Source organism: Dactylosporangium thailandense (assembly GCF_059739745.1).
On record NZ_AP029195.1, the window covers coordinates 2,295,927 to 2,316,166 of the forward strand.

Sequence of the window (20,240 nt, forward strand, 5' to 3'; positions counted from 1 at the left end):
GAGTCCTCCTCGATCCGGGCACGTTGCCCTGGCAGACGGCGTGGATTCGATGAACCGTAGAGGGGAACGGCCTGCACGTGCCAACCGGGTACGCGAAGGGAGACCGAACCATGACACGGTCCGGACCTGATGCCTACAACCATGCCCTGCACACCGCCAACATCTGGCTCGCCGGCGTCTCCGACGCGCTCGACACCGGCGATCGGCGCTTCGCGCAGCGCGCGTTGCGAGCCTGGCTGCACACCGTGCGCGACCGGCTTCCCGCCGAGGCGGCCGTCAAGTTCGGTGCCCAGCTGCCCGAGCTCCTGCGCGGTGTGTACTACGACGGCTGGGACGTGTGCCACGTTCCGGTGAAGTACGGGGTCGAGCGGTACGTCGAGCGCTTCGCCGCCCAGGCGGGTGTCCCGTCGACCCAGGTTCCGGCGCTCGCCTCCGCGATCACTCGCGCCGTCGCCGAGCACATGACGCCGGAGCAGGTGTCGAAGATCCTGGGCGAGCTCCCGGCCGACCTGCGCGCGACCGTCGCGGGGACGACCGCCGCGGGCCGGACGGCCGCCGGGACACCGCAGTCGCCGGAGTCGCCCGACCGTACGGCCCGCATCGAGGAGCAGGTCGGCAACCTCACCGCGGCGGTGCGGGCCCTGGCCCGGGGGCTGGAGGACGACCAGCGCACCGGAGCCGGCGTGGATCAGCGCCAGGTCAACCGGGCCGCCCGTCTCGCCGACGAGATCCTGCTCGGTGCCACCAGGAGCGGATGAGGAGACGGCGCGCGGCGCGACCCCGGATCGCCGCCGTCACACGTCGATGACGTCGCGCGGCGGGCGGCGCGGGCTCGCCGGTGGCGGCACCGGGTTCACGTCGACCCCGGCCCGCAGCACCAGCTGCGGCCGCGCGGGCGGGTCGATGAGACTGCCGAGCAGGGCCCGCGCCCCGAGCTTCTCGACCACGTCGCTCATCGGGGACATCACCAGCCCCTCGGCGGTCGCGGCCAGCCAGACGGCGCTGGTCGCCTCCCCGGCGGCGACGAGCCAGTCGAGGGGCCGGTCGCCCTCGGTGGCCACCACGAAGTACGAGGCCCAGCGGTCGTCCCCGGGGCCGGGCGGGAGCGTGGCCTCCTCGCCGAGCGCGAAGTCGCGCAGCGGCACGGGCCGGGCGGCTCGTGCGACCACCGTCTCGGCCGGCACGCCGTCGCCGGTGCCCGGGTCGCGATGCGTCCACGCCCGCTGCTCGGCCACGGGGAGCTCGTCCCCGGCATCGATGGCCTGCGCGCGTTCGGCGGTGTGCCGCAGGAGGTCGAGATCGTCGGGCTCGATGCGGTACAGCGACGCGTGCTCGGCATCGGCCGTGGCCTCCAGCGCCGCGATGGTCTCGGCCGGCACCGGGACCGTCGCCCGGAACGGCCGCCGGTCCGTGCGGCGGCAGTGCATGCTCTCGTACCTGACGAGGTCGTCGCGGGTGACCGGGTGCGGCTCACGGGCCCGGACGCGGGCCAGCAGCAACGGCCGGCGCCTGTCCGGCAGCCGCTGGACCGCGGGCTCGTGGCCGGCCGCCGCCAGTGCCACGCGGGCATGGTGCAGCGCCGCGCCGCAGCTGAGCGTCAGCAGCCGCCGGCGCGGGTCGATCGAGCCGACCTGGCGCGACAGGTCGGCGTGCAGCTCGAGCACGTCCCCGCCGAGATGCCATCGCCACGGCTGGGTGTTCAGCAGCGACGGCGCCCGGCCGGCCTCCTCGGCGGCTCGGCGCAGCACGCCCGCCGCCCGCTGCCGTGCGGCATCCCTCGGCTGTCGGTCCATCGGCTGGCGCCCTTCGTCGTCGTGACGGGCTTCCGTTGTGATCTACCCGGCACCGGGGGACCTACGCGCGCAGTTCGCCCCCCTTCGGCCTGGTTGATCGGGCGCCGCGCGGGTAGGCATCCGGATTCGTCAGATGCCGACGATCAGGAGGTGCTGGGTCATGACGACAACAGCGCAGACGCGCGCCCGGGGTGGTGCCGGGACGCGGACGAAGGCCACGACCGGGAAGAAGGCCGCCGAGGCGACCGTGACGCAGCCCCCGACCCAGACCGCGACCCGGACCGCGACCCAGACCGAGACCAAGCGGCCCGGCAAGGCACGAGCGGCCACCAAGACCGGCCGCACGGCGCCGCAGACGCAGCGGCCCGCCAAGGAGACCGCCGAGGCCCCGCACCCGTCCGGGTCGCAGCTGGTGACCTGGGAGGACGTACCGGTGCCGCACCTCAAGATGCCCGTCGTGCACATCGAACACCCCACCGAGTGGTCCGTCGCCGACCGCGCCCGGTGGACGGCCGGCGCGCTCAGGTCGGCCGTCGGTGAGCCCAGGCCGTCACGGCTGCTGTACTACGGCGGCGTCGGCGCCCTGGCGGCGTTCGGCGTCCTGGAATGGCCGGTCGCGCTCGCGGCCGCGGCGGGGGTGTGGGTGGCGACGCATCAGCGCCGCGCCACCGTCGCCGGGTGATGGGTCGATCCCCGAACCGGTCGTCCCGGGGCCGGCGGAAGGCGTGGGCCCGGGACGGCCTGGCACATATCGAGATTCGAGGCGCCCGGCGGGGCGCGATCACGGCGGAGCACGGCCGGCTCATCGAGCGAGCCGTCGGGGCCGTGCACGGCGTGGACTGGGCCGCGTGGAACGCGGCGCTCGGCCGGGTCCTCGTCAGCTACGACGAGAACGGTCCCAGTCTCGAGGAGCTCATCGAGGCCGTGGCGGACGTCGAGTCCGAGACGAGCCCCGACGCCGCGGAGGAGCTGGACGCGGAGACCCGGCAGCGGATCACGCTCGCCGCCGACGTCCTGGGCGTCGCCGGATCGGTCGTGGCGCGTCAGCTCCGGCTGCCCGCCGCCGCGCGCGAGCTGACCGCGATCGTGACGCTGGCCGACCATCTCCCCGCGGTGCGGGCGTGGTTGCGGCGGTCGCTCGGCCGGCACGAGGCCGACCTGCTGATCTCGGCCCTGAACGCGCTCATCAACGCCGCCGGGCAGGCGGAGCTGTCCCTGCTCGCGGACGCGGGGCTGCGTACGGTCCTGCTGCGGGAGATGGCGGCGCAGCGCGACACGTGGCAGCGCCGCTCGCCCGGGCTGGCGGCGAACGCGACCGCCGCGCGGGCCGACCGGCACGAGGACGGCCGCCCGGCGGAGCTGCCGGACGGCCCGGTCGAGCGGTACACCCGGCGCGTCAGCACCCTGACGCTGCTGGTCGCCGCCGCGGCCACCCAGCTGCCGGCGGGACTGCGCCGCGCATCGCGTCTGCTCATGGCCGGGTCGCCGGCTCCCGTGCACGCCGGGCGCGAGGCCTTCGCGGGCGGTCTCGGCCGGCTGCTCGCCCAGCGCGGCGTCCTCGTTCGCGACCGTGCCGCGCTGCGCCGGCTCGACCGGATCGACACGGTGGTCATCGACGCCGCCGTGCTGACCGGCGGCCGGCGGGTCATCACCCACGTGGTACCGGTCCACGGTTCGGTCGAGGCCGCGTGGGAGGCCGCCGCGAGTCTGTTCGCCGACGGTGCCTCGCCGCCCGTGGCCGGAGCCGACGGCTGGGCCCTCACCGAGGCGCGGCACGCCGATGCCGCGATCCCGGAGGCGGTCCTGGCCGACGCCCGATCCCATGACGGGCATCGGGGGTCGCTGTACGCGCTGACCCGTGACGGTGCTCTCGTCGCCGTCGTGCTGGCGGAGCCGGCCCTGGACCCGATGACCGCCGCCGTGATCGCCGCCGGGCGCAAGGTGGGCTCCGTCCTGATCGCCGGGGCGGGCACCGCGACCTGGGCCGGCATCCGCGGGCGGGTGCCGGCCGACGGCCGGGTGGCCGGCGGCTCGCGCCTCGCCGCGTCGATCCGGGCGCTGCAGGCCGACGGGCACGCGGTGGCGCTGGTCGCGGGGAGCAACGACGCCGCGCTCGCGGCGGCGGACTGCGGCTTCGGCGTGCTGCGGGATGACCGGCGGCCGCCGTGGGGCGCCCACCTGATGGGCGGACCCGGGCTGGAGACGGCCTGGCTGATGCTCGAGGCGGCGTCGGTGGCGCGTGCGGTGAGCCGCCGCGGCACGCGCGTCGCCGTGCAGGGAACGGCCGCCGGGGCGCTGCTGGGCCTGATGGAGACCGGGGAGCGGGGCGCGCGCCGCACGTCGATCGCCACCGCGGCCGCCCAGATGGCCAACGTGGTCGCGGGCGCGTGGTCGGCCCGGGGCCTGGCGCGCCGGACGCCGCCCGTCGCGGCCGCGGATGTCGCCTGGCACGCGCTGCCGATCGGCGAGGCGCTGCGGTTGCTCGGTACGGCCCCCCACGGCATCGACGACGAGGAGGCCCTGCGCCGCCGGAGAGCCCGCGACGGGGGAACGGCACCGGACGCACCGGCCGAGCGCGGAGTGCTCGGCACCATCGCCGGGGAGCTGGACACCCCGCTGACGCTGCCGCTGGCGGCCGGGGCCGGGGTGTCGGCCGTCACCGGTGCGAAGAGCGACGCGGCGCTGGTCATCGCGGTGATCCTGGCCAGCGCGGTGCTGTCCGGCGTTCAGGACGTGGCGGCGCGCCGGGCGCTGCGGCGGCTCGTGACCGAGGCCGCACCGGCGGTACGGCTGCGCCGGGGCGGCGTCGAGCGGGTCGGGGTGCTCGACGACCTCGTGCCCGGCGACGTCGTCCTGCTGGAGCCGGGCGACGCCGTGCCGGCGGACTGCCGCCTGCTCGAGTGCGCGGGGCTGGAGATGGACGAGTCACCGCTGACGGGCGAGTCCATGCCGATGCGCAAGGACGTCGCGGCGACGCGGGCGGCCACGATCGCCGAACGCACCAGCATGGTGTACGCGGGCACGACCGTCGCGGCCGGAACGGCGGCCGGGGTCGTGGTGGCGATCGGCCCGGACACCGAGGCGGGCCGCAACGCGCTCCTCGCGCTGCAACAGTCGCCGAGAAGCGGTGTCCAGCAACGGCTGCGCGAGCTGACCAAGGCGTCGCTGCCCGCGGCCGGGGCGGCCGCAGTCGCGCTGCTGGCCACCGGCGTGGTGCGGGGGCGGCTGTCCGAATCGGTCGGCAACGCGGTCGCCCTCGCGGTGTCGGCGCTGCCCGAGGGGCTGCCGTTCATCGCGACCGCCGCCGAGCTCAGCGCCAGCCGCCGGTTGGGCCGGCGCAACATCCTGGTCCGCGATCCCCGCTCGATGGAGGCGCTCGGCCGGGCCGACGTGATCTGCTTCGACAAGACCGGCACGCTCACCGAGGGGCGCATCGCCCTGCGCAGCGTGTCCGACGGCCGGGTCCACGTGCCGCTGGACCGGCTCACCGCACGGCACCGCGAGGTCCTCGCCGCGGCGCTGCGGGCGAGCCCCGCGCCGAGCCCGAACGAGTCCCTGCCGCACCCGACCGACCGGGCGGTGGTGGTCGGGGCGGAGGCGGCCGGCGTCACCACCGGCGAGGCCGCCGACGGCTGGACCCCGGTGCGCGAGCTGCCCTTCGAGCCGGTCCGCGGGTTTCACGCCGTGCTGGGCGCGGCGGGCGGCAGCCAGGTGATCAGCGTCAAGGGCGCGCCGGAGGTCACGGTGCCACGCTGCGTGACCTGGTGGGCCGACGGGGAACTGCGGACCCTGACGCCGCAGGACCGGCGGGAGATCGAGGCCGAGATCGACCGGATGGCCCGGCAGGGGCTGCGTGTGCTGGCGATCGCGGAACGCGCGGCGTCGGCCCAGGGCGGCCTCGACGACGAGCGCGTCGAGCGCATGCGGTTCCTCGGCCTGCTCGGCCTGGCGGACCCGATCCGGCCCAGCGCGGGCGAGGCGGTCGACCGGCTGCGCGGCGCGGGCATCCGGGTGCTGATGCTGACCGGCGACCATCCGAGCACGGCGGCGGCGATCGCCGCCGAGCTCGACCTGCTCGACGGCGGTACCGTCGTCACCGGGCCGGAGCTGGACGACGCCGAAGGCGATGCCGCCGTCGACGCGCTGGTCGCCAAGGCGTCGGTCTTCGCCCGGGTGAGCCCGGCCCACAAGGTCGCCGTGGTCCAGGCGCTGCACCGCGCCGGTCGCAGTGTCGCGGTCACCGGCGACGGCGCCAACGACGCGCCCGCCATCCGGCTCGCCGATGCCGGGATCGCGCTCGGCGAGCAGGCGACCGCCGCGGCTCGGCATGCGGCGGACCTGATCGTCCTCGACGGGCAGATCGAGACCATCGTCGACGGGGTCGTGGAGGGGCGCGCGATGTGGGCGTCGGTCCGCGAGTCCCTGGCGTTGCTGCTCGGCGGCAATCTCGGCGAGATCCTGTTCACCGTCGGCGGGTCGCTCGTCTCGGCGACGCCGCCGCTCAACCCCCGGCAGATCCTCTTCGTCAACCTGATGACCGATCTGCTGCCCGCGATCACGGTCGCCGCGCGCCCGCCGCGGCGGGTCGACCCGGACCAGCTGGTCCGGGAGGGGCCGGATGCCTCGCTGGGCCGGGCGCTCGTCAGCACCGTGTTCCGCCGCGCGGTCGCGACGTCCGCGGCGACCGCGGGCGCCTGGCTGGCGGCCAAGGCGACCGGGTCGGACGTCCGCGCCAGTACGGTGGCGCTCGCCTCCCTCGTCGGCGCACAGCTGGGCCAGACCGCCCTGCTGTCCCGCGGTGACCCCGTCGTCCTCGGCGCCGCCGGTGTGTCCGCGGCCGCGTTGGTCGGCGTGGTCCAGACCCCGGGGCTGAGCCAGTTCTTCGGGTGCCGGCCGCTGGGGCCGGTCGCGTGGGGCATCGTGCTCGCCGCGACCGCCGCCGGCATGACCGTCGGCGCGCTGCCGCTGCCCGTACCGTTGCCGGCGAGCCGGGAGGAGTGAGCACAACACCTACGGGGCCGGGTGGCTGGCGGGCACCGCGTCGATCGTGGCGGGGGCATCGCTCGGCACCCGCGGCGACTCCGCGAGCGGTATTTCGGCCTGCAGCGTCGTGCCCTTTCCCGGTGGGCTCGCCACGTTCAGGTGGCCGCCCAGCGCCTCGACGCGGTCGCGCAGCCCGACGAGGCCCGTGCCGGCCTTCAGATCGGCCGCGCCGACGCCGTCGTCGCGCACGGTCACCCGCGCGCACCTCTGGTTGGCCGCCACCGCGACACAGGCGTGCGAGGCCTGGGCATGCTTGGCGATGTTGGTCAGCGCCTCGGAAACCACGTAGTACACCGCGATCTCCACCGGCTCGGGCAGCCGCTGCTCGACGCGCAGGTCGAGCTCGACCGGCACGGCACTGCGCCGGGCCAGCGTTCGCAGGATCGGCCCGATCCCGCCCTGGACCAGCAGCGCCGGGTGGATGCCCCGGGCCAGGTCGGAGAGGCTCTGGTGGATCTCGGTCAGGGCATGCACGGTCTCGGCCAGCAGTTGCCGGGCCGCGGCCGGGTCCCGCACGGTGCCCTCGGCGAGCCGCAGCTGCAGGGCCAGCGAAATGATGCGCTGCTGGGCGCCGTCGTGCAGGTCCCGCTCGATGCGGCGCCGGGCCTCGTCCGCGGCGGTGACCAGCCGTGAGCGGGACGCGGCGAGCGCGGCACGGCTCTCGGCGTTGGCGATGGCGGTGGCCACCAGCTCGGTGAAGGCCCGCAGGCGCGCCTCCGCGTCGGCCGGTACCGCAACCCGCTGGTGCGACATGACGATCGCGACGCCCCACAGCTTCCGTTCGACCACGATCGGCACCCCCACGCCGCGGTGCACGCCTATCCGCCGCATCTTCTCGGCGGTCGGTCCATGTACGGCGTCGTAGTCGACCTGGACGGGGTTGGCCGTGCGCGCGATGGTGGCGACGACGCTCTCGGCGCCGACCGACTGGTTCGGGCGACTCGGCCGCAGGGAGCCGTTCTCGTCGCGCTCGGAGACGACGAGCACCTCGCCGTGCGGCTGGTAGCGGACCAGCGCGGTGCGGAAGTCCGCGAACAGATGGTGCAGTTCCGCGGTCACCGCCGTGAAGACGTGGGCCGGCGGCGCACCGGTGGCGACCAGCGTCGCCACCCGCCGCAACGCCGTCTGCTCCACCAGCAGGGCCTCGGTCCTCGCTTGACTGCCGCGCAGCGTGCTCAGGAGGTGCTCGCGGTCCAGCGCGGTGCGCAGCACCACCTCCAGCGGTCCGCGGAGACGGTTGCGGAACCGGCGGCACGTGGCCGGCGGGGTGTCGGCGGGCAGCCTCAGCCGGGCGATCGGGTGGGATTCGTCGCCGATGGAGATCACGAACTCACCCTCGTCCGCGCCGGCGGGCTCGGCGTCGGCGAGCGCGAGTGAGGCGGAGGACAGCCGGAGCCGCTCCGTGAGGTAGCGCGACGCCTCCCGGAGGCCGGTGGCGAGGTCGTTGCGGAGAAAGATGTGCGTCAATCCGGCCGTGATCTGCGCCTCGGCCGCCCGTCGCCGGGCATCCTCGGCGCTGGCTCGCGCCACGCTCGCCAGCCCGCTGCCGAAGAGCACCAGCACGGCGAAGATCACAAGCTGGGCGAGGTCCTGGCCGGGGGTCAGGTTCAGGCCGGCCGGCGGGATGTAGAAGTAGTTGTAGACGAGGGTACTGAGCAGCGCCGTGGCGATGCCCAGCGGCGCGCCCCACACGCTCGTGATGGCCAGCACGCCGAGCATGTAGACGACCGCCTTCGGCTGGGCCTCCGGCGACGCGGACTGCAGCAGGCCCACCAGGAGGGTCTCCAGGCCGATGACCACGACCGCGGTGAGCACCCCGATCGGTATCGGCGGCGGCTTCGCGGGCAGCAGCCAGGCCATCAGCCGCTGGGCGATGGCCGCCCTCAGCCCTCGGCGATCCGGCGACCGGGAGGTTCCGCCTGCCGGCACGCTCGATCGGCACAGGTCGCATTCACCCACTAGTCGACGGTTCGTCCTCCGGGGCGAGGAGACCATCACCCGCGACGGGTGAGATGCGCGAGCACCGCCCGTCCGCGCATCGATCACGCCGGGCGGGCGACCTCGTCGGCGACCACCTCGACGACCTCGGCGGCGGGACGGCGCGGCGATCGGGGCAGGGCCGCGGCGGAGGCCGGGATCCCGATCCGGATGCCGATCGCGGGATAGCCGATTCCGCCGAGCATCCGCCGCAGCGTCCCCCGCGCCACCTCGTTCTCGACCAGGTCGCTCATCGCCGACGTGGCCAGGTGCTCGGCGGTCGCGGTCAGCAGGACGGCGGAGAGGGTGACGCCCGCGGTGAGCCAGTCCGGGGGACCGTCGCCGTCGGTGACCACCACGCCGTAGCGCGCCTGCCGGTCGGCCACGTCCATGCGGCTGGAGATGCTCGCCGTGGTGCCGGCGGCGATGAAGTCGCGCACCGGGACCGGCCGCGCGCCCACCGGCGCGAGCGTGTCGATCGGGATGCCGTCACAGCCCTCGCCCGGCGCGCGGATCCAGTCGGCGAGCTCGGCGCGGTACCGCGGATCGGACAGCTGCGCGTCGGCCGCCTCGCCCGCGGCCACCGCCAGGTCGGTGAGGTTCCGGGACCACACCATCTGCAGGCGGGCGTCGGTGCGCTGTGCGGCCCGGCACAGCCGCTCGATCACCTCGTCCGGCACGGGCCGGTCGGCGAACGGGCGCCGGTCGGATCGGCGGGAGCGGATGGCCCGCCGCATCCGCTCGACGCGGGGCGAGGGCTCGGCGGCGCCGCGGTACCGCACGACGGCGAGCAGGTCCGGGTCGTCGTCGTGCGGCTGGGAGTCGACCTCGAACTCCACCCCGTCGGCCGCGAGCGTCACGCAGGCGTGGTGCAGCGCGGCTCCGCAGCTGAGCACGAGCAGCCGTCCGGTGGGGTCGAGGGTGGCCAGGCGGCGCCGCCGGTCGGCGTACAGCAGCGCCGCGTCGTGGACGATGCGCCAGCGCCACGGCTGGGTGTTGAGGACCGACGGCGCGTGCAGGGCGGCCGCCGCGGCTCGGGCGAGCTCCCGGCCGACCGGGCCGACCCGATAGGTGGTGGCGTGGCCGGATGGGTGTGCGGACATGGCGTTCTCCCTCGGAATGGTCGGGCCGATGCACCCTCTGCCCATTCCGCGCCGGGTTCATCGCGGCGCGGGCGACAGGACGAAGGACGCCGCGCGGGGGCATTGTGGAGGTAATGGCCGCAGGTTGACTGGAGGTGCGGTATGTCGACGTTGACAACCCCGACGACCTGGACTTTCGAGGCATTCACCGCCGCGGTGGGCGATGCCGTCTGGGCGCCGTCGATTCACAACAGTCAGCCGTGGCGGTTCCGGTGGACGAACGACGGGGCGTACGTCCTGCTCGACGAGCGCCGCCGGCTCGCCGTCTGCGACGCGGACGGCCGGATGGCGCGCATCTCGTGCGGTGCGGCCGCCTACAACATGCGGCTCGGATTGGCCGTCTCCGGATTGCCGGCCCGGCACCGGTTCGTGTCCGGGGGCGCCTTGCTGTATTTGTGGCCGGCGCAACCGCGGCCGCCGACGCCGATGGAGCGCCGGCTGCACTGGCAGATCACCCGCCGGCACACCAATCGGGGTCCGTTCGCGGACACCCCCGTCAGCCCGGGCCTGCCGCAGCAGCTGGCCGACGCGGCCCGGCGCGAGGGCGGCTGGCTCGACTTCGTGGCCGGTGAGCGGGCGCTCACCGCGCTGGCCGAACTGATCCGCATCGCGGACGCCGAGTTGCGGGCCAACTCGGAGTACGGGGCGGAACTGCGCGCCTGGACCATCTGCGCGAACCACGCCGTCGAGGGGATCGGGCCCTACGCGGCCGGCGCCGCACCCCATCCGGCCGAGATCCTGACCCGGTGCGACTACGGCGGCCCCGGCCGCGAGGTGACCCGCGACCTGTCCCGCCATCCGGTCGTGGCGGTGCTGGGCGTGCTCGGCGACGGCCCCGAAGACGCGATCCGGGTGGGGATGGCGCTGCAGTGCGTGCTGCTCACCGCCGCGGACCTCGGGCTGGCGACCGCGATGTACTCCCAGCCGATCGAGGTGCCGGCCACCCGTGAGCGGATCCGCCGGGCCATCGACCGGATCCACGACCCGCAGCTGGTCCTGCGGTTCGGGTACGCGCCGACGACCTGCTACACGAACCGGCGGCCGGTCACCGACGTCATCGACGCGTGACTCCCGGCCCCGAGCCGGGCATCGAGTTCACCTCCGGCACGCGGGCGCCGCACCGCCTCACCGGTGCGACGCTTGCCGTGGCCGGGCCGACGAGGGCGGGAGGCGGTACGGTGCGACGCTACCGGGTGATCGACCGCATCGACGAGACCGCGGACACCGCGACCCTGGCGCTGGAACCGGTCGACGAGCCGCTGCCGGTGTTCCGGCCGGGGCAGTTCGCGACGCTGTACGCGTCCGGCGTCGGCGAGGTGCCGATCGCCGTCTCCGGGCGGCACGGCACCGGCGGCCTGCTGCACACCGTGCGAGCCGCCGGTGCTACGGGCGCGGTGCTGCGCGCGGCCGGGCCGGGCCGGGTGCTGGGCTTGCGTGGTCCCTTCGGCCGGGGCTGGGCGTTGCCGGCGCCGTGGGATGCCGATCTGGTCATGGTCGCCGGTGGCCTCGGGCTGGCGCCGCTGCGGCCGGTGGTGGGTCACGCCGCCGCCCACCGTGCCCGCTACGGGCGGGTGGCGGTGCTGATCGGCGCGCGAACGCCGGAGGACCTGGTGTTCGCGGACGAGTACGACCAGTGGCGGGCCGAGCGCATCGACGTGCTGACGACCGTCGAGCGGGCCGGAGCCGGGTGGACGGGGCGGGTCGGCGTCGTCACCGATCTCCTCCCGCTGCTGCGCGGCGACCCCGCGCGCACCGTCGGTTTCGTCTGCGGCCCCGGGGCCATGATGCGCCGCGCCGCGCGCGGGCTCGTCGGCCGCGGCGTGCCCGAGGGGTGGGTGTCGCCGCTGCCGCTGCCGATGCCGGCGGCGAGGGAGCGGTGATGAGTGAACGATCGCAACAGCGAGGAGGAGCGATGCACGCCAAGGACATCATGAGCACCCCGGCCCACACGGTCCACGCCGATGCCCCGGTCGCGGAGGTGGTGGGGCTGCTGGAGCGCTACTCGATCACCGCGATCCCGGTCGTCGACGACGGGGACACGCTGGTCGGCATGGTCAGCGAGCGGGACATCCTGCAGCAGGCGGCGTCCGTGGCCGCCCCGGGAGGCGCACCACGGCGTGTCCGTGACGTGATGGCCGGCCTGCCGGTGACGGCGTGGCCGGAGGCCGAGGTGAGCGACCTGGCCGCCTTCATGGTGCAGCGGGACGCGCACACGGTCCCGGTCGTCATGCAGGAACACGTCGTCGGCGTGGTCAGCCGATGCGACGTGCTGCGCACGCTGCTGCCGACCGACGAGGCCGCCCAGAACGAGGCGCAGCGGCGCCTGGACAACTACGCGGGCGGCCGCCGGCGCTGGCCGGTCGCGGTGCACGACGGCGTCGCGACCGTCGACGGGCTGTTCGACGACGACAAGGAGCTGGCGGTGGCGGAGGCGCTGGTCCGCACGACCGCCGGGATCGCCGCGGTCCGGATGCAGTCGCGGACCGGCTGAGCGATGCCCGGCCCCGGGACCGGACGGCGGGTTGCGCCCTCAGGCGGCCGCGGGCGCGACCCGGGGCACGGACGCCTTGCTCGGGCCGTGCGCGACGAGGACCGGGCAGGCGGCGTACTGCAGCAGCCGCTTGGCCACCGACGGATTGCCCGACCGGGCCTTGTCGGCCGGGCAGCGGGTGCCGACGACCATCAGCCCGGCCCACTGCGAGGCCACCGCCAGCGTGCGGACGGCCTCGCCCGGCTCGCTGCGCACCTCGACGTCGACGAGCGGGAACTCGGCCTGCCAGCGCGCGGTTGCCTCGCACAACGCCTCGTGGACCACGCACTCGTGGGCGCTGAGGTCGCCGCCCCGGATCGAGCCCGGCCGCCACAGGTCCGGGTGCGGCCAGGCCTGGACGACGACGAGCCGGACACCGCGCGCGGCCGCCTCCTCGAAGGCGAGCCGCAACGCCCGGCGGCTCGAGTCGGAGCCGTCGAAGCCGGTGACGACCGGCGCCGTGGACGGCAGCTTCGCGTCCGGCGCCGCCCAGCGGTCCGCCGCATGCACCACGAGGACCGGGGCGTCGGCCCGGGCGCCGAGGGCCTGGCTGACCGAGCCCATCGGCCGGTCGTCGCCGACGGTCGTGCCCCGTCCGCCGACCACCACGAGCCGGGCGCCGTGGGCGAGCTCGCGCAGCACGTCGGCCGGGGAGCCGCGGCGGGTCTCGGCGTCCGCTTCGATACCGACGTGCCAGCGCTGCGCCTCCGCTGCCGCGTGTTCGGCGATCTCCTTCGCGGCCGGCTCGGAGACGTCGCCGGTCGGCACCGTCACGACCCGCAGGGCCCGGGTGCACCGGCACGCCTCGTCCGCCGCCCATCGCAGCGCGCCGATGCTGTGCGCGGAACCGTCGACGCCGGCGATCACCGGGCCGTACCTGTACGTCATCGGAGGCCTCCTGTCCGTGCTCCCCACACCTCATGCTGCCTCGGCGCGGGGTGAGAACGACAAGGCCGATACCGGTGCCGAGAGGAGGACCAGCGATGACCACCATGACCGCCATGACCGCCTGGGCGGTACACCGGCCCGGGCCCGTCGCCGAGCATCCGCTGTGCCGGGTGCGGCGGCCGGTGCCCGAACCGTCCGCCGACGAGGTGCTGGTGCGGGTCCGGGCGTGCGCGGTGTGCCGCACCGACCTGCACCTGGCCGAAGGAGACCTGGCCCCGCGGCGCCCGGACACCGTGCCCGGCCACGAGGTCGTCGGCACGGTCGAAGGGCTGGGCGCGGACGTCACCGATCCGCCGGTCGGGACCCGGGTCGGCGTGGCGTGGCTGCGGCGGACCTGCGGCAGGTGCCGGTACTGCCGCCGCGGCGCGGAGAACCTGTGCCCGTTCTCGCAGTACACCGGCTGGGATGCCGACGGCGGGTACGCGGAGTTCTGCGTGGCGCCCGCCGCCTACGTGTACCGGCTCCCGGCCGGGTACGGCGACGACGAGGTGGCGCCGCTGCTGTGCGCCGGCATCATCGGCTACCGCGCCCTGCGCCGCAGTGAGCTGCCACCCGGCGGCCGTCTGGGCCTGTACGGGTTCGGCGGCTCGGCCCACCTGGCGTGCCAGGTCGCGATCGCCGAGGGCGCGACCGTGCACGTGGTGACCCGGTCCCCGGCCGCTCGGGAGCTCGCGCTGTCCCTGGGGGCCGCCTCGGCCTCCGCCACCGCACCGCCCGAGCCGCTCGACTCCGCCATCCTGTTCGCGCCCGTCGGAAGCCTGGTGCCACCGATGCTCGCCGCGCTCGACCGGGGCGGCACGCTCGCGATCGCGGGCATCCACCTGACGGACATCCCGCCGCTGCACTACGGCGAGCACCTGTTCCAGGAACGGAAGATGTGCAGCGTCACGGCCAACACGCGGGAGGACGGCCGCGAGTTCCTCGAGCTCGCGCAGCGCCACCGCCTGCGGGTGGCCGTCACGTCGTATCCGCTCGACGCGGCCATGGACGCCCTGGCCGACCTCGCCGGCGACCGCGTCACGGGGGCGGCCGTGCTGTCGCCGGCCGCCGGGTGACGGCGCCCCCGGCTACCGGGTCACGGCCACCGGGCAGGCGGCGTGATGGATGACGGCCTGGCTGACCGAGCCGAGGAGCAGCCCGGTGAACCCGCCCCGGCCGCGCGAGCCGACGACGAGCAGTTCCGCGCCGGCGGACAGCTCGGCGAGCTTCGCCGCCGGGCGGCCGGGCACGACGGACGAGCGGAAGTCGACGTCCGGGAACTTCTCGATCCACCCGGCCGTCGACTCGGCCAGGGTGCGCCGCTCCTGCTCGCGCAGCGCGTCGGGGTTGTAGGTCAGCGGCATCAGGTCGCCGGGCCCGGTGGACGTGGGCCACAGGTACGCCAGCACCGCCGTCAGCCCGACCCCGCGGGACGCCGCCTCCTCGAACGCGAACCGCAGCGCACGCTCGGTGTCGTGCGAGCCGTCGACCCCGGCGACGACGCGGCCGGCCTCGGGCCCGGCGGGACGGTCGTCGTGCCGGATGATGACCACGGGGCAGGCGGCGTGCGCGGCGAGCTGCACGCCGAGGGAGCCCAGCAGCAGCCCGGCGAAACCGCCGTGACCCCGGTTGCCGACCACCAGGAGGCGCGCGTGCTCGGAGGCCTCCAGCAGGGCCTGGGCCGCCGGCTGCATCGGCAGGCCGGTGGTGAGCCGGACGTCCGGGGCCGCGGCCCGGGCCCGGTCCTCCGCCAGGGCGAGGATCTGTGCGGCGACGTCGTGCATGCCGCGCTCGTACGGCACGATCACCGGCGCCGCGATCGGTGTGTAGAGCGCCGGCCAGACGAACGCGTGCAGGATGTGCAGCGGCAGCCCGCGCCGTGCCGCATCGGCCGCGGCCCAGGCGACCGCGTCCAGGCTGGGCCTGGAACCGTCGACGCCGACGACGACGCTCTGCTCCGGGACCATGACGACCTCCCAGTTCTCGTGGTGACGGGCCTGCCTTCAGCGTTGCGCGGCCGCGGGTGAGTCCCGGGAGGTGACCGAACGACGGCGAGGCCCGGGACCGTGGGGTACCGGGCCTCGGCCGAGCGGCGTTCAGATGAGCCAGCGGTTGCGCTGGACGATGGGGAGCTTGGCCCACCGCTTGCCGAGGCCCCAGGTCTGGCCGGCGTAGGCGGCGGCGAGGACGATCATCGCGATGGCGTAGACGACGTGGTAGTCGGTGAGGGGGTTGGTCGAGCCGGTGGGCGCGCCTTTGGCGGTGTGCTGGGCGAGGGGGAACTCGGCGAGCCACATGAAGGCCATGAGCAGGGTGCCGGAGGCGGCGGCGATGCGCATGCCGATGCCGGCGGTGAGGGCGAGGCCGATGCCGAGCAGGCCGAGCATGAAGCCCCAGTTGGCGTACCAGGTGCCGGCGATGGTGTGGAAGAAGCTCTGCAGGGGGCCGGCGTCGACGTTGGCGAGGAAGCCCTTGGTGGGGCTGCCGCCGTTGATCCAGGCCTTGGCCGACGGGGTCGAGTAGCCGAGGCCGAGGAGCTTGTCGGCGAACGCCCACAGGAAGACGAAGCCGGTCGCGTACCGCAGCACCGCGAGCGCCCTCGCGGCGGTCTTCGTCAGCATGCTCCCCGGTGCCTCGACCTGCTCCAGTGCGCTGGTCCGGTGGATGTTCGCGGTGCTCATCTCGGCCTCCCTGTGCCGTTGTCCTCTCTGATGCATTCATCGTCGTCCGTGGGCCGCGTCCGCCGCCGGTGCCGGAACGCCCGACTGGCCCGGGTCCAAAGTCCCGAGGAAGTCCCGATGCGCCGGGCTAATACTGCAACGACAGGTTGTGATGATGTCCGCGTCGCTTGTAATGGCTGATTCGGGCGCGGGTCTGGCTGGTTCGTCGCCAGGTCGACCAGTGCACAACGTGGGCGATGACGCGCGTCAACGGGGCGGTGATCCGGTTGAACAACCGTCGGATCTCGTTGACAGACAAAGGAATCAGAGGTTCGCTACCGACGTCAGCGGATCCCCTTTTTTGACAGCGTCTCGGGTGATCACGAGGAACGCCGCCGCGAGCATGGACAACGTGATGTGCCGATACCACGGCTCATAGCCACGGACCTGGTAGTGGTCGAGACCCGCCGCCCAGTCATAGACCCGCTCACCGTGCGCGCCAGCACCACAGCTCAACCGCACCCACTCACCAGCCTCAACCGCGGCAACGAGACGATCGACCCGCTCCTTCAACAACCGCTGCGACACCACCATCGCGTTGCACGGCACGGCGAGAACGTGCGCAATGTCGTTGAGTTCCAACCACATCCGCAGCTTGGTGTCCTGGCCATACGCCTCATCGCCCGTCAACCAACCGAACGGCACCTGCGCCTCGAGTGCACGCTCCACCATCTCCTGTGCCAGCAACGGTTTCGTCGCGAACCGCACCACGTCCGGGACGCCGGCATCCCGGCACCGCTGCCGGTCGTCGGTCCATTCCTTCGGCAGGTACAACTCCCGATCGATCAACGCCCGCCCCCGAGGCGAGGCGTAAGCGAGGAACACACCCACCTGAGCGTTCTCAATCCGGCCCGCCGTCCCCGTGTACTGCCGCGCCACACCGGCAGACTTCACACCCTTCTTCAGAAACCCCGTCTCGTCCACCACCAACACCCCACGCTGGGCGTCCCCGATCGCCTCCACCACCGCCGCACGGACCTCGTCACGGACCCCATCGGTGTCCCACGCGTAAAAGTTCAGCAACCGCTGCATCCGCTCCGGACCGACATCCCCAGCGGCCTCCGCGAGGGTCCACCCGTTCTTGCGCTCCACCTCACCGAGCAGTCCCCGCACATAGATCCGCATCTGACGCCGCGACTCCACCCTGGGGAACAGACCAGCAAACCGGCCCAGAAACGCCACGAACCCCGCCGACCACCCAGCAGCCATTTCCTCCAACACGGCAGATCAAATACCACAACCAGCGTCTATGTCACAACCTGTCGTTGCAGTACTAAGCGCCTGCCCCCCAGGACAACCCGGCCGACGCCGGCCCGGCGAGGGCCGGTCCCGGGCGAGAGGTGCCGGAGGTCCCGCCGGTTCGGGCGCTTGTGCTCTGCGCCAGGACCCCCGTAGCCCGCAGGCTGATGGCAGCACCGGGAAAGACCCCACCCGCGGCCCAGGAGGGCACCATGAAGCGCAAGACCCTCGATCTCATCGTCGGTGTCGGCCTGGTCGTCCTGGCCGGTCTGCTGCTCGTCGCCGGCATCGTGCTGACGAGCAACGCGAACTTCGCCAACGACTACGTCAAGAGCCAGCTCGGCCAGCAGCAGATCACGTTCAAGACCGCCGACACGCTCACCGCCGAGGAGCGGCAGTCGGCGTGCCTGGTGCGCTACGCCGGGCAGCAGCTCAACTCCGGCAAGCAGGCCGAGTGCTACGCCAACGAGTTCATCGGGCTGCACCTGAAGTCGATCGCCGGCGGCAAGACCTACGCCCAGCTCGGCGACGTGCAGACCGAGCTGAAGGCGAAGCTCGCCGACGCGCAGAAGGCCGGGGACACCGCGGCCGTCGCCACCGTGCAGCAGCAGATCACCGACACCAACGCCGCGCGGGAGACCGTGTTCAAGGGCGAGACCCTCCGCGGCCTGCTGCTGACCTCGTACGGCTTCAGCGAGTTCGGGGCCAAGGCCGCCCAGGCCGCGCTGGTGGCCTACCTCGCCGCCGGGCTGCTCTTCCTGCTGGGCGCCGCCGGTCTGGTGCACGCCGCCCGCACGCCGCGCAGCCAGGGCTTCGCGGTGCCGGAGACGACCGTCAAGGAGCCGATCGGCGCCTGACCGAAGCGAATCTCGGTCAGACCTCGGGACCCGGGCCGGATCGGCCCGGGTCCGTTCGTGCGTGTCGGCCGTTTGAGCGGGCCGTGGCGATGGGGCGGCGCGGGCGGGCGGAGAGCCGACAAGTGGCGTGGGGCGGCGCGGGCGGGCGGGGCGCCGGCAGGTGGCGCGGTGCGGCGCGGGCGGGGGCTCAGCCGCGGGCGAGCGGGGCGCCGGCAGGTGGCGCGGGGCGGCGCGGGCGGGGGCTGAGCCGCGGGCGGGCGGAGCGCCGGCAGGTGGCGTGGGGCGGCGCGGGCGGGCGGGCCGACGATGGCGGGGGCTCAGCCGCGGCCGAGGGTGGCGAGGCGGGCGGCGAACGCGGTGGCGGCCGCGCGCAGCTCGGGCGGCTCCAGGATCTCGGCCTCGTAGCCCAGCCGGGCCGTGTGGACGGCGATCGCCTCCAGGGTGTCCGCGGCGCAGACGAGCACGCACCAGCCGTCGCGGTCGTCCTCGACGCGGCCGACCTGGGGTGGGATGCGCTCGCGGACCTCGGTCGCGTCGGCGCGCAGGCGGATTCGGGCGGTGTGGCGGTACGGCGACTCGGCCACCGCACGCTGGACGAATGCCGCCGGGTCCGGGTGCTCACGCGGGTGGAACCGCCACGTCGTCGCCGCCACGGCGCGCATGCGGTCGAGGCGGAACGTGCGCCAGGCGGCACGGTCGACGTCCCAGGCCATGAGGTACCACCGCCGCCCGGTCGTCACCAGGCGCACCGGCTCGACCGAGCGCTCCGTGTCCGGGTAGCCGAACCGCACGCGCACGGCGTCGCGGCAGGCCCGGGCCAGCGTCACCAGCACCTCCGCGTCGATCTGCACGCCCGGGCCGACCAGGGTCTCCGTCGCGCCGTGGACGGCCCGCACCTCGGCCCGCAGCCGCGGCGGCATCACCTGGTCCAGCTTGGCCAGGGCGCGCAGGGCCGCCTCGCCGGCGCCCGCCACGGTGCCCGTCGAGGCCAGGCGCAGCGAGACCGCGGTCGCGATCGCCTCGTCGTCGTCGAGCAGGAGGGGCGGCAGGCGGGTGCCGGCGCCGAGCTGGTAGCCGCCGCCGACCCCGCCCGTCGCGTGCACGGGGTAGCCGAGCGCGCGCAGCCGTTCGACGTCGCGGCGGATCGAGCGGTCGGTCACCCGCAGCTCGGCGGCCAGCTCCGACGCCGTCCACGAGGCGCGGCGCTGCAGCAGCTCGAGCAGGCGCAGCACCCGTTCGGCGGTCATGGGCTCGATCATTCCACCGATCGCGGACCGTACCTGTCCGCGATTCGGGTAAGACTGAGGTCATGACGACGACCCGTGCCGTGCAGATCGCGATCGACTGCGCCGATCCCGCCGCGCTCTCCGCATTCTGGATCGAGGCGCTCGGCTACAAGCTGCAGGACCCGCCGCCCGGCTTCGGCTCCTGGGAGGAGGCGCTCGAGGCGATGGGCGTGCCGCCGGCCGAGCGCAACCGGGCCTCGGCGATCCTGGATCCGCAGGGCAACGGGCCTCGAGTGTTCTTTCAGCGCGTACCGGAGGAGAAGCGCGTCAAGAACCGCGTGCACCTCGACGTCCGGGCCGCACCGGGGCTGCAGGGCGAGGAGCGGATGGCGGCCCTCGAGGCGGAGGCCGACCGGCTGGCCGGGCTCGGGGCGAAGCGGCTCGCCCGGCACGAGCCCAGGCCGCCGCTGGCGTTCGGGCACATCGTGATGGCCGACCCGGAGGGCAACGAGTTCTGCCTCGACTGATGAGACGTTCGTCCGCTGGCGTTCGGGCACGTCGCCCTCGGCCTCGGCCTCGGCGTCCGCGGCCTCGGCCTCGGCCTCGGCGTCCGCGGCCGCGCATCGTGATGGCCGATCCCGAGGGCAACGAGTTCTGCCTCGACTGATGAACTCTCGTCCGCTGGCGTTCGGGCACATCGTGATGGCCGACCCGGAGGGCAACGAGTTCTGCCCCGACTGATGAAACTTTCGTCGCGGCTCCGTGCCACGGGGGCACGGAGCCGCG

17 protein-coding genes are annotated in these 20,240 nt (G+C 74.5%); 9 read left to right on the forward strand and 8 right to left on the reverse strand.

All coding sequences use genetic code 11. From position 1 onward, the window contains the following. Nucleotides 1–110 precede the first annotated feature (110 nt). A complete protein-coding gene (locus AC6JBM_RS10060) occupies nt 111–758 on the forward strand; it encodes a DUF2267 domain-containing protein (protein ID WP_497983324.1) in 648 nt (215 codons plus the stop codon). A gap of 36 nt (nt 759–794) precedes the next feature. Here the strand turns inward: AC6JBM_RS10060 and AC6JBM_RS10065 are convergent, their stop codons facing one another. Then, nucleotides 795–1,793: an Acg family FMN-binding oxidoreductase gene (locus AC6JBM_RS10065; RefSeq protein WP_497983325.1), complete on the reverse strand. Its 999-nt coding sequence runs from the start codon at nt 1,791–1,793 to the stop codon at nt 795–797. A 160-nt stretch (nt 1,794–1,953) separates the two neighbouring features. On the opposite strand from AC6JBM_RS10065, the gene AC6JBM_RS10070 reads away from it, so the two are divergent. Both AC6JBM_RS10070 and AC6JBM_RS10075 read left to right on the forward strand, forming a co-directional pair. Beyond that, nucleotides 1,954–2,475, forward strand: coding sequence for a hypothetical protein (locus AC6JBM_RS10070; RefSeq protein ID WP_497983326.1), 522 nt, complete (start codon nt 1,954–1,956; stop codon nt 2,473–2,475). Then, a complete protein-coding gene (locus AC6JBM_RS10075; RefSeq protein WP_497986436.1) occupies nt 2,475–6,794 on the forward strand; it encodes an HAD-IC family P-type ATPase in 4,320 nt (1,439 codons plus the stop codon). Before AC6JBM_RS10070 ends, AC6JBM_RS10075 begins: the two co-directional genes overlap by 1 nt. A 9-nt stretch (nt 6,795–6,803) precedes the next feature. Here the strand turns inward: AC6JBM_RS10075 and AC6JBM_RS10080 are convergent, their stop codons facing one another. Both AC6JBM_RS10080 and AC6JBM_RS10085 read right to left on the reverse strand, forming a co-directional pair. Further along, nucleotides 6,804–8,696, reverse strand: coding sequence for a sensor histidine kinase (locus AC6JBM_RS10080; protein WP_497983327.1), 1,893 nt, complete (start codon nt 8,694–8,696; stop codon nt 6,804–6,806). Nucleotides 8,697–8,878: 182 nt separating this feature from the next. Beyond that, nucleotides 8,879–9,916: an Acg family FMN-binding oxidoreductase gene (locus AC6JBM_RS10085; protein WP_497983328.1), complete on the reverse strand. Its 1,038-nt coding sequence runs from the start codon at nt 9,914–9,916 to the stop codon at nt 8,879–8,881. A 141-nt stretch (nt 9,917–10,057) separates the two neighbouring features. Between AC6JBM_RS10085 and AC6JBM_RS10090 the strand changes: the two genes are divergently transcribed. Genes AC6JBM_RS10090 through AC6JBM_RS10100 form a run of 3 tightly spaced genes read left to right on the forward strand, consistent with a single transcriptional unit; the run spans nt 10,058 to nt 12,446 of the window. Beyond that, nucleotides 10,058–11,023, forward strand: coding sequence for an Acg family FMN-binding oxidoreductase (locus tag AC6JBM_RS10090; RefSeq protein WP_497983329.1), 966 nt, complete (start codon nt 10,058–10,060; stop codon nt 11,021–11,023). Then, nucleotides 11,020–11,835, forward strand: a complete 816-nt coding sequence (locus AC6JBM_RS10095) for an FAD/NAD(P)-binding protein (protein WP_497983330.1) — start codon at nt 11,020–11,022, stop codon at nt 11,833–11,835. Before AC6JBM_RS10090 ends, AC6JBM_RS10095 begins: the two co-directional genes overlap by 4 nt. 32 nt (nt 11,836–11,867) lie before the next feature. Then, on the forward strand, nt 11,868–12,446 hold the full coding sequence (locus tag AC6JBM_RS10100) for a CBS domain-containing protein (RefSeq protein ID WP_497983331.1): 579 nt from the start codon (nt 11,868–11,870) through the stop codon (nt 12,444–12,446). Between the two features lie 39 nt (nt 12,447–12,485). Here AC6JBM_RS10100 and AC6JBM_RS10105 read toward each other — a convergent pair whose 3' ends face one another. Continuing rightward, on the reverse strand, nt 12,486–13,373 hold the full coding sequence (locus AC6JBM_RS10105) for a universal stress protein (RefSeq protein ID WP_497983332.1): 888 nt from the start codon (nt 13,371–13,373) through the stop codon (nt 12,486–12,488). A 95-nt stretch (nt 13,374–13,468) separates the two neighbouring features. On the opposite strand from AC6JBM_RS10105, the gene AC6JBM_RS10110 reads away from it, so the two are divergent. Beyond that, complete coding sequence (locus tag AC6JBM_RS10110; RefSeq protein WP_497983333.1) at nt 13,469–14,488, forward strand: zinc-binding alcohol dehydrogenase family protein; 1,020 nt, start codon at nt 13,469–13,471, stop codon at nt 14,486–14,488. 12 nt (nt 14,489–14,500) lie between these two features. On the opposite strand, the gene AC6JBM_RS10115 is transcribed toward AC6JBM_RS10110, so the two are convergent. The 3 genes from AC6JBM_RS10115 to AC6JBM_RS10125 all read right to left on the reverse strand — a co-directional run bounded on the left by AC6JBM_RS10115 (nt 14,501) and on the right by AC6JBM_RS10125 (nt 17,341). Beyond that, the gene (locus AC6JBM_RS10115) at nt 14,501–15,379 is read right to left on the reverse strand and encodes a universal stress protein (RefSeq protein ID WP_497983334.1); all 879 of its coding nucleotides are present in this window, start codon (nt 15,377–15,379) and stop codon (nt 14,501–14,503) included. A 129-nt stretch (nt 15,380–15,508) separates the two neighbouring features. Further along, nucleotides 15,509–16,093, reverse strand: a complete 585-nt coding sequence (locus AC6JBM_RS10120; protein ID WP_497983335.1) for a hypothetical protein — start codon at nt 16,091–16,093, stop codon at nt 15,509–15,511. A gap of 303 nt (nt 16,094–16,396) precedes the next feature. Then, entirely contained in the window at nt 16,397–17,341 is a 945-nt protein-coding gene (locus AC6JBM_RS10125) for an IS701 family transposase (protein ID WP_497986437.1), read from the reverse strand. A gap of 242 nt (nt 17,342–17,583) precedes the next feature. On the opposite strand from AC6JBM_RS10125, the gene AC6JBM_RS10130 reads away from it, so the two are divergent. Continuing rightward, the gene (locus tag AC6JBM_RS10130; protein WP_497983336.1) at nt 17,584–18,228 is read left to right on the forward strand and encodes a hypothetical protein; all 645 of its coding nucleotides are present in this window, start codon (nt 17,584–17,586) and stop codon (nt 18,226–18,228) included. A 317-nt stretch (nt 18,229–18,545) separates the two neighbouring features. Here AC6JBM_RS10130 and AC6JBM_RS10135 read toward each other — a convergent pair whose 3' ends face one another. Continuing rightward, a complete protein-coding gene (locus AC6JBM_RS10135; RefSeq protein WP_497983337.1) occupies nt 18,546–19,475 on the reverse strand; it encodes a helix-turn-helix transcriptional regulator in 930 nt (309 codons plus the stop codon). Nucleotides 19,476–19,537: 62 nt separating this feature from the next. Here AC6JBM_RS10135 and AC6JBM_RS10140 point away from each other — a divergent pair, with 62 nt between their 5' ends. Then, nucleotides 19,538–19,981: a VOC family protein gene (locus AC6JBM_RS10140; protein ID WP_497983338.1), complete on the forward strand. Its 444-nt coding sequence runs from the start codon at nt 19,538–19,540 to the stop codon at nt 19,979–19,981. Nucleotides 19,982–20,240 lie beyond the last annotated feature (259 nt).

Bases quoted from the DNA above. Each gene is read 5' to 3' on its own strand.
- AC6JBM_RS10100 (WP_497983331.1), top strand. From the start codon at position 11,868: ATGCACGCCAAGGACATCATGAGCACCCCGGCCCACACGGTCCACGCC.
- AC6JBM_RS10065 (WP_497983325.1), bottom strand. From the start codon at position 1,793: ATGGACCGACAGCCGAGGGATGCCGCACGGCAGCGGGCGGCGGGCGTG.
- AC6JBM_RS10060 (WP_497983324.1), top strand. From the start codon at position 111: ATGACACGGTCCGGACCTGATGCCTACAACCATGCCCTGCACACCGCC.
- AC6JBM_RS10080 (WP_497983327.1), bottom strand. From the start codon at position 8,696: ATGGCCTGGCTGCTGCCCGCGAAGCCGCCGCCGATACCGATCGGGGTG.
- AC6JBM_RS10135 (WP_497983337.1), bottom strand. From the start codon at position 19,475: ATGACCGCCGAACGGGTGCTGCGCCTGCTCGAGCTGCTGCAGCGCCGC.
- AC6JBM_RS10140 (WP_497983338.1), top strand. From the start codon at position 19,538: ATGACGACGACCCGTGCCGTGCAGATCGCGATCGACTGCGCCGATCCC.
- AC6JBM_RS10110 (WP_497983333.1), top strand. From the start codon at position 13,469: ATGACCACCATGACCGCCATGACCGCCTGGGCGGTACACCGGCCCGGG.
- AC6JBM_RS10090 (WP_497983329.1), top strand. From the start codon at position 10,058: ATGTCGACGTTGACAACCCCGACGACCTGGACTTTCGAGGCATTCACC.
- AC6JBM_RS10125 (WP_497986437.1), bottom strand. From the start codon at position 17,341: ATGGCTGCTGGGTGGTCGGCGGGGTTCGTGGCGTTTCTGGGCCGGTTT.
- AC6JBM_RS10070 (WP_497983326.1), top strand. From the start codon at position 1,954: ATGACGACAACAGCGCAGACGCGCGCCCGGGGTGGTGCCGGGACGCGG.
- AC6JBM_RS10115 (WP_497983334.1), bottom strand. From the start codon at position 15,379: ATGGTCCCGGAGCAGAGCGTCGTCGTCGGCGTCGACGGTTCCAGGCCC.
- AC6JBM_RS10105 (WP_497983332.1), bottom strand. From the start codon at position 13,373: ATGACGTACAGGTACGGCCCGGTGATCGCCGGCGTCGACGGTTCCGCG.
- AC6JBM_RS10075 (WP_497986436.1), top strand. From the start codon at position 2,475: ATGGGTCGATCCCCGAACCGGTCGTCCCGGGGCCGGCGGAAGGCGTGG.
- AC6JBM_RS10130 (WP_497983336.1), top strand. From the start codon at position 17,584: ATGAAGCGCAAGACCCTCGATCTCATCGTCGGTGTCGGCCTGGTCGTC.
- AC6JBM_RS10120 (WP_497983335.1), bottom strand. From the start codon at position 16,093: ATGAGCACCGCGAACATCCACCGGACCAGCGCACTGGAGCAGGTCGAG.
- AC6JBM_RS10085 (WP_497983328.1), bottom strand. From the start codon at position 9,916: ATGTCCGCACACCCATCCGGCCACGCCACCACCTATCGGGTCGGCCCG.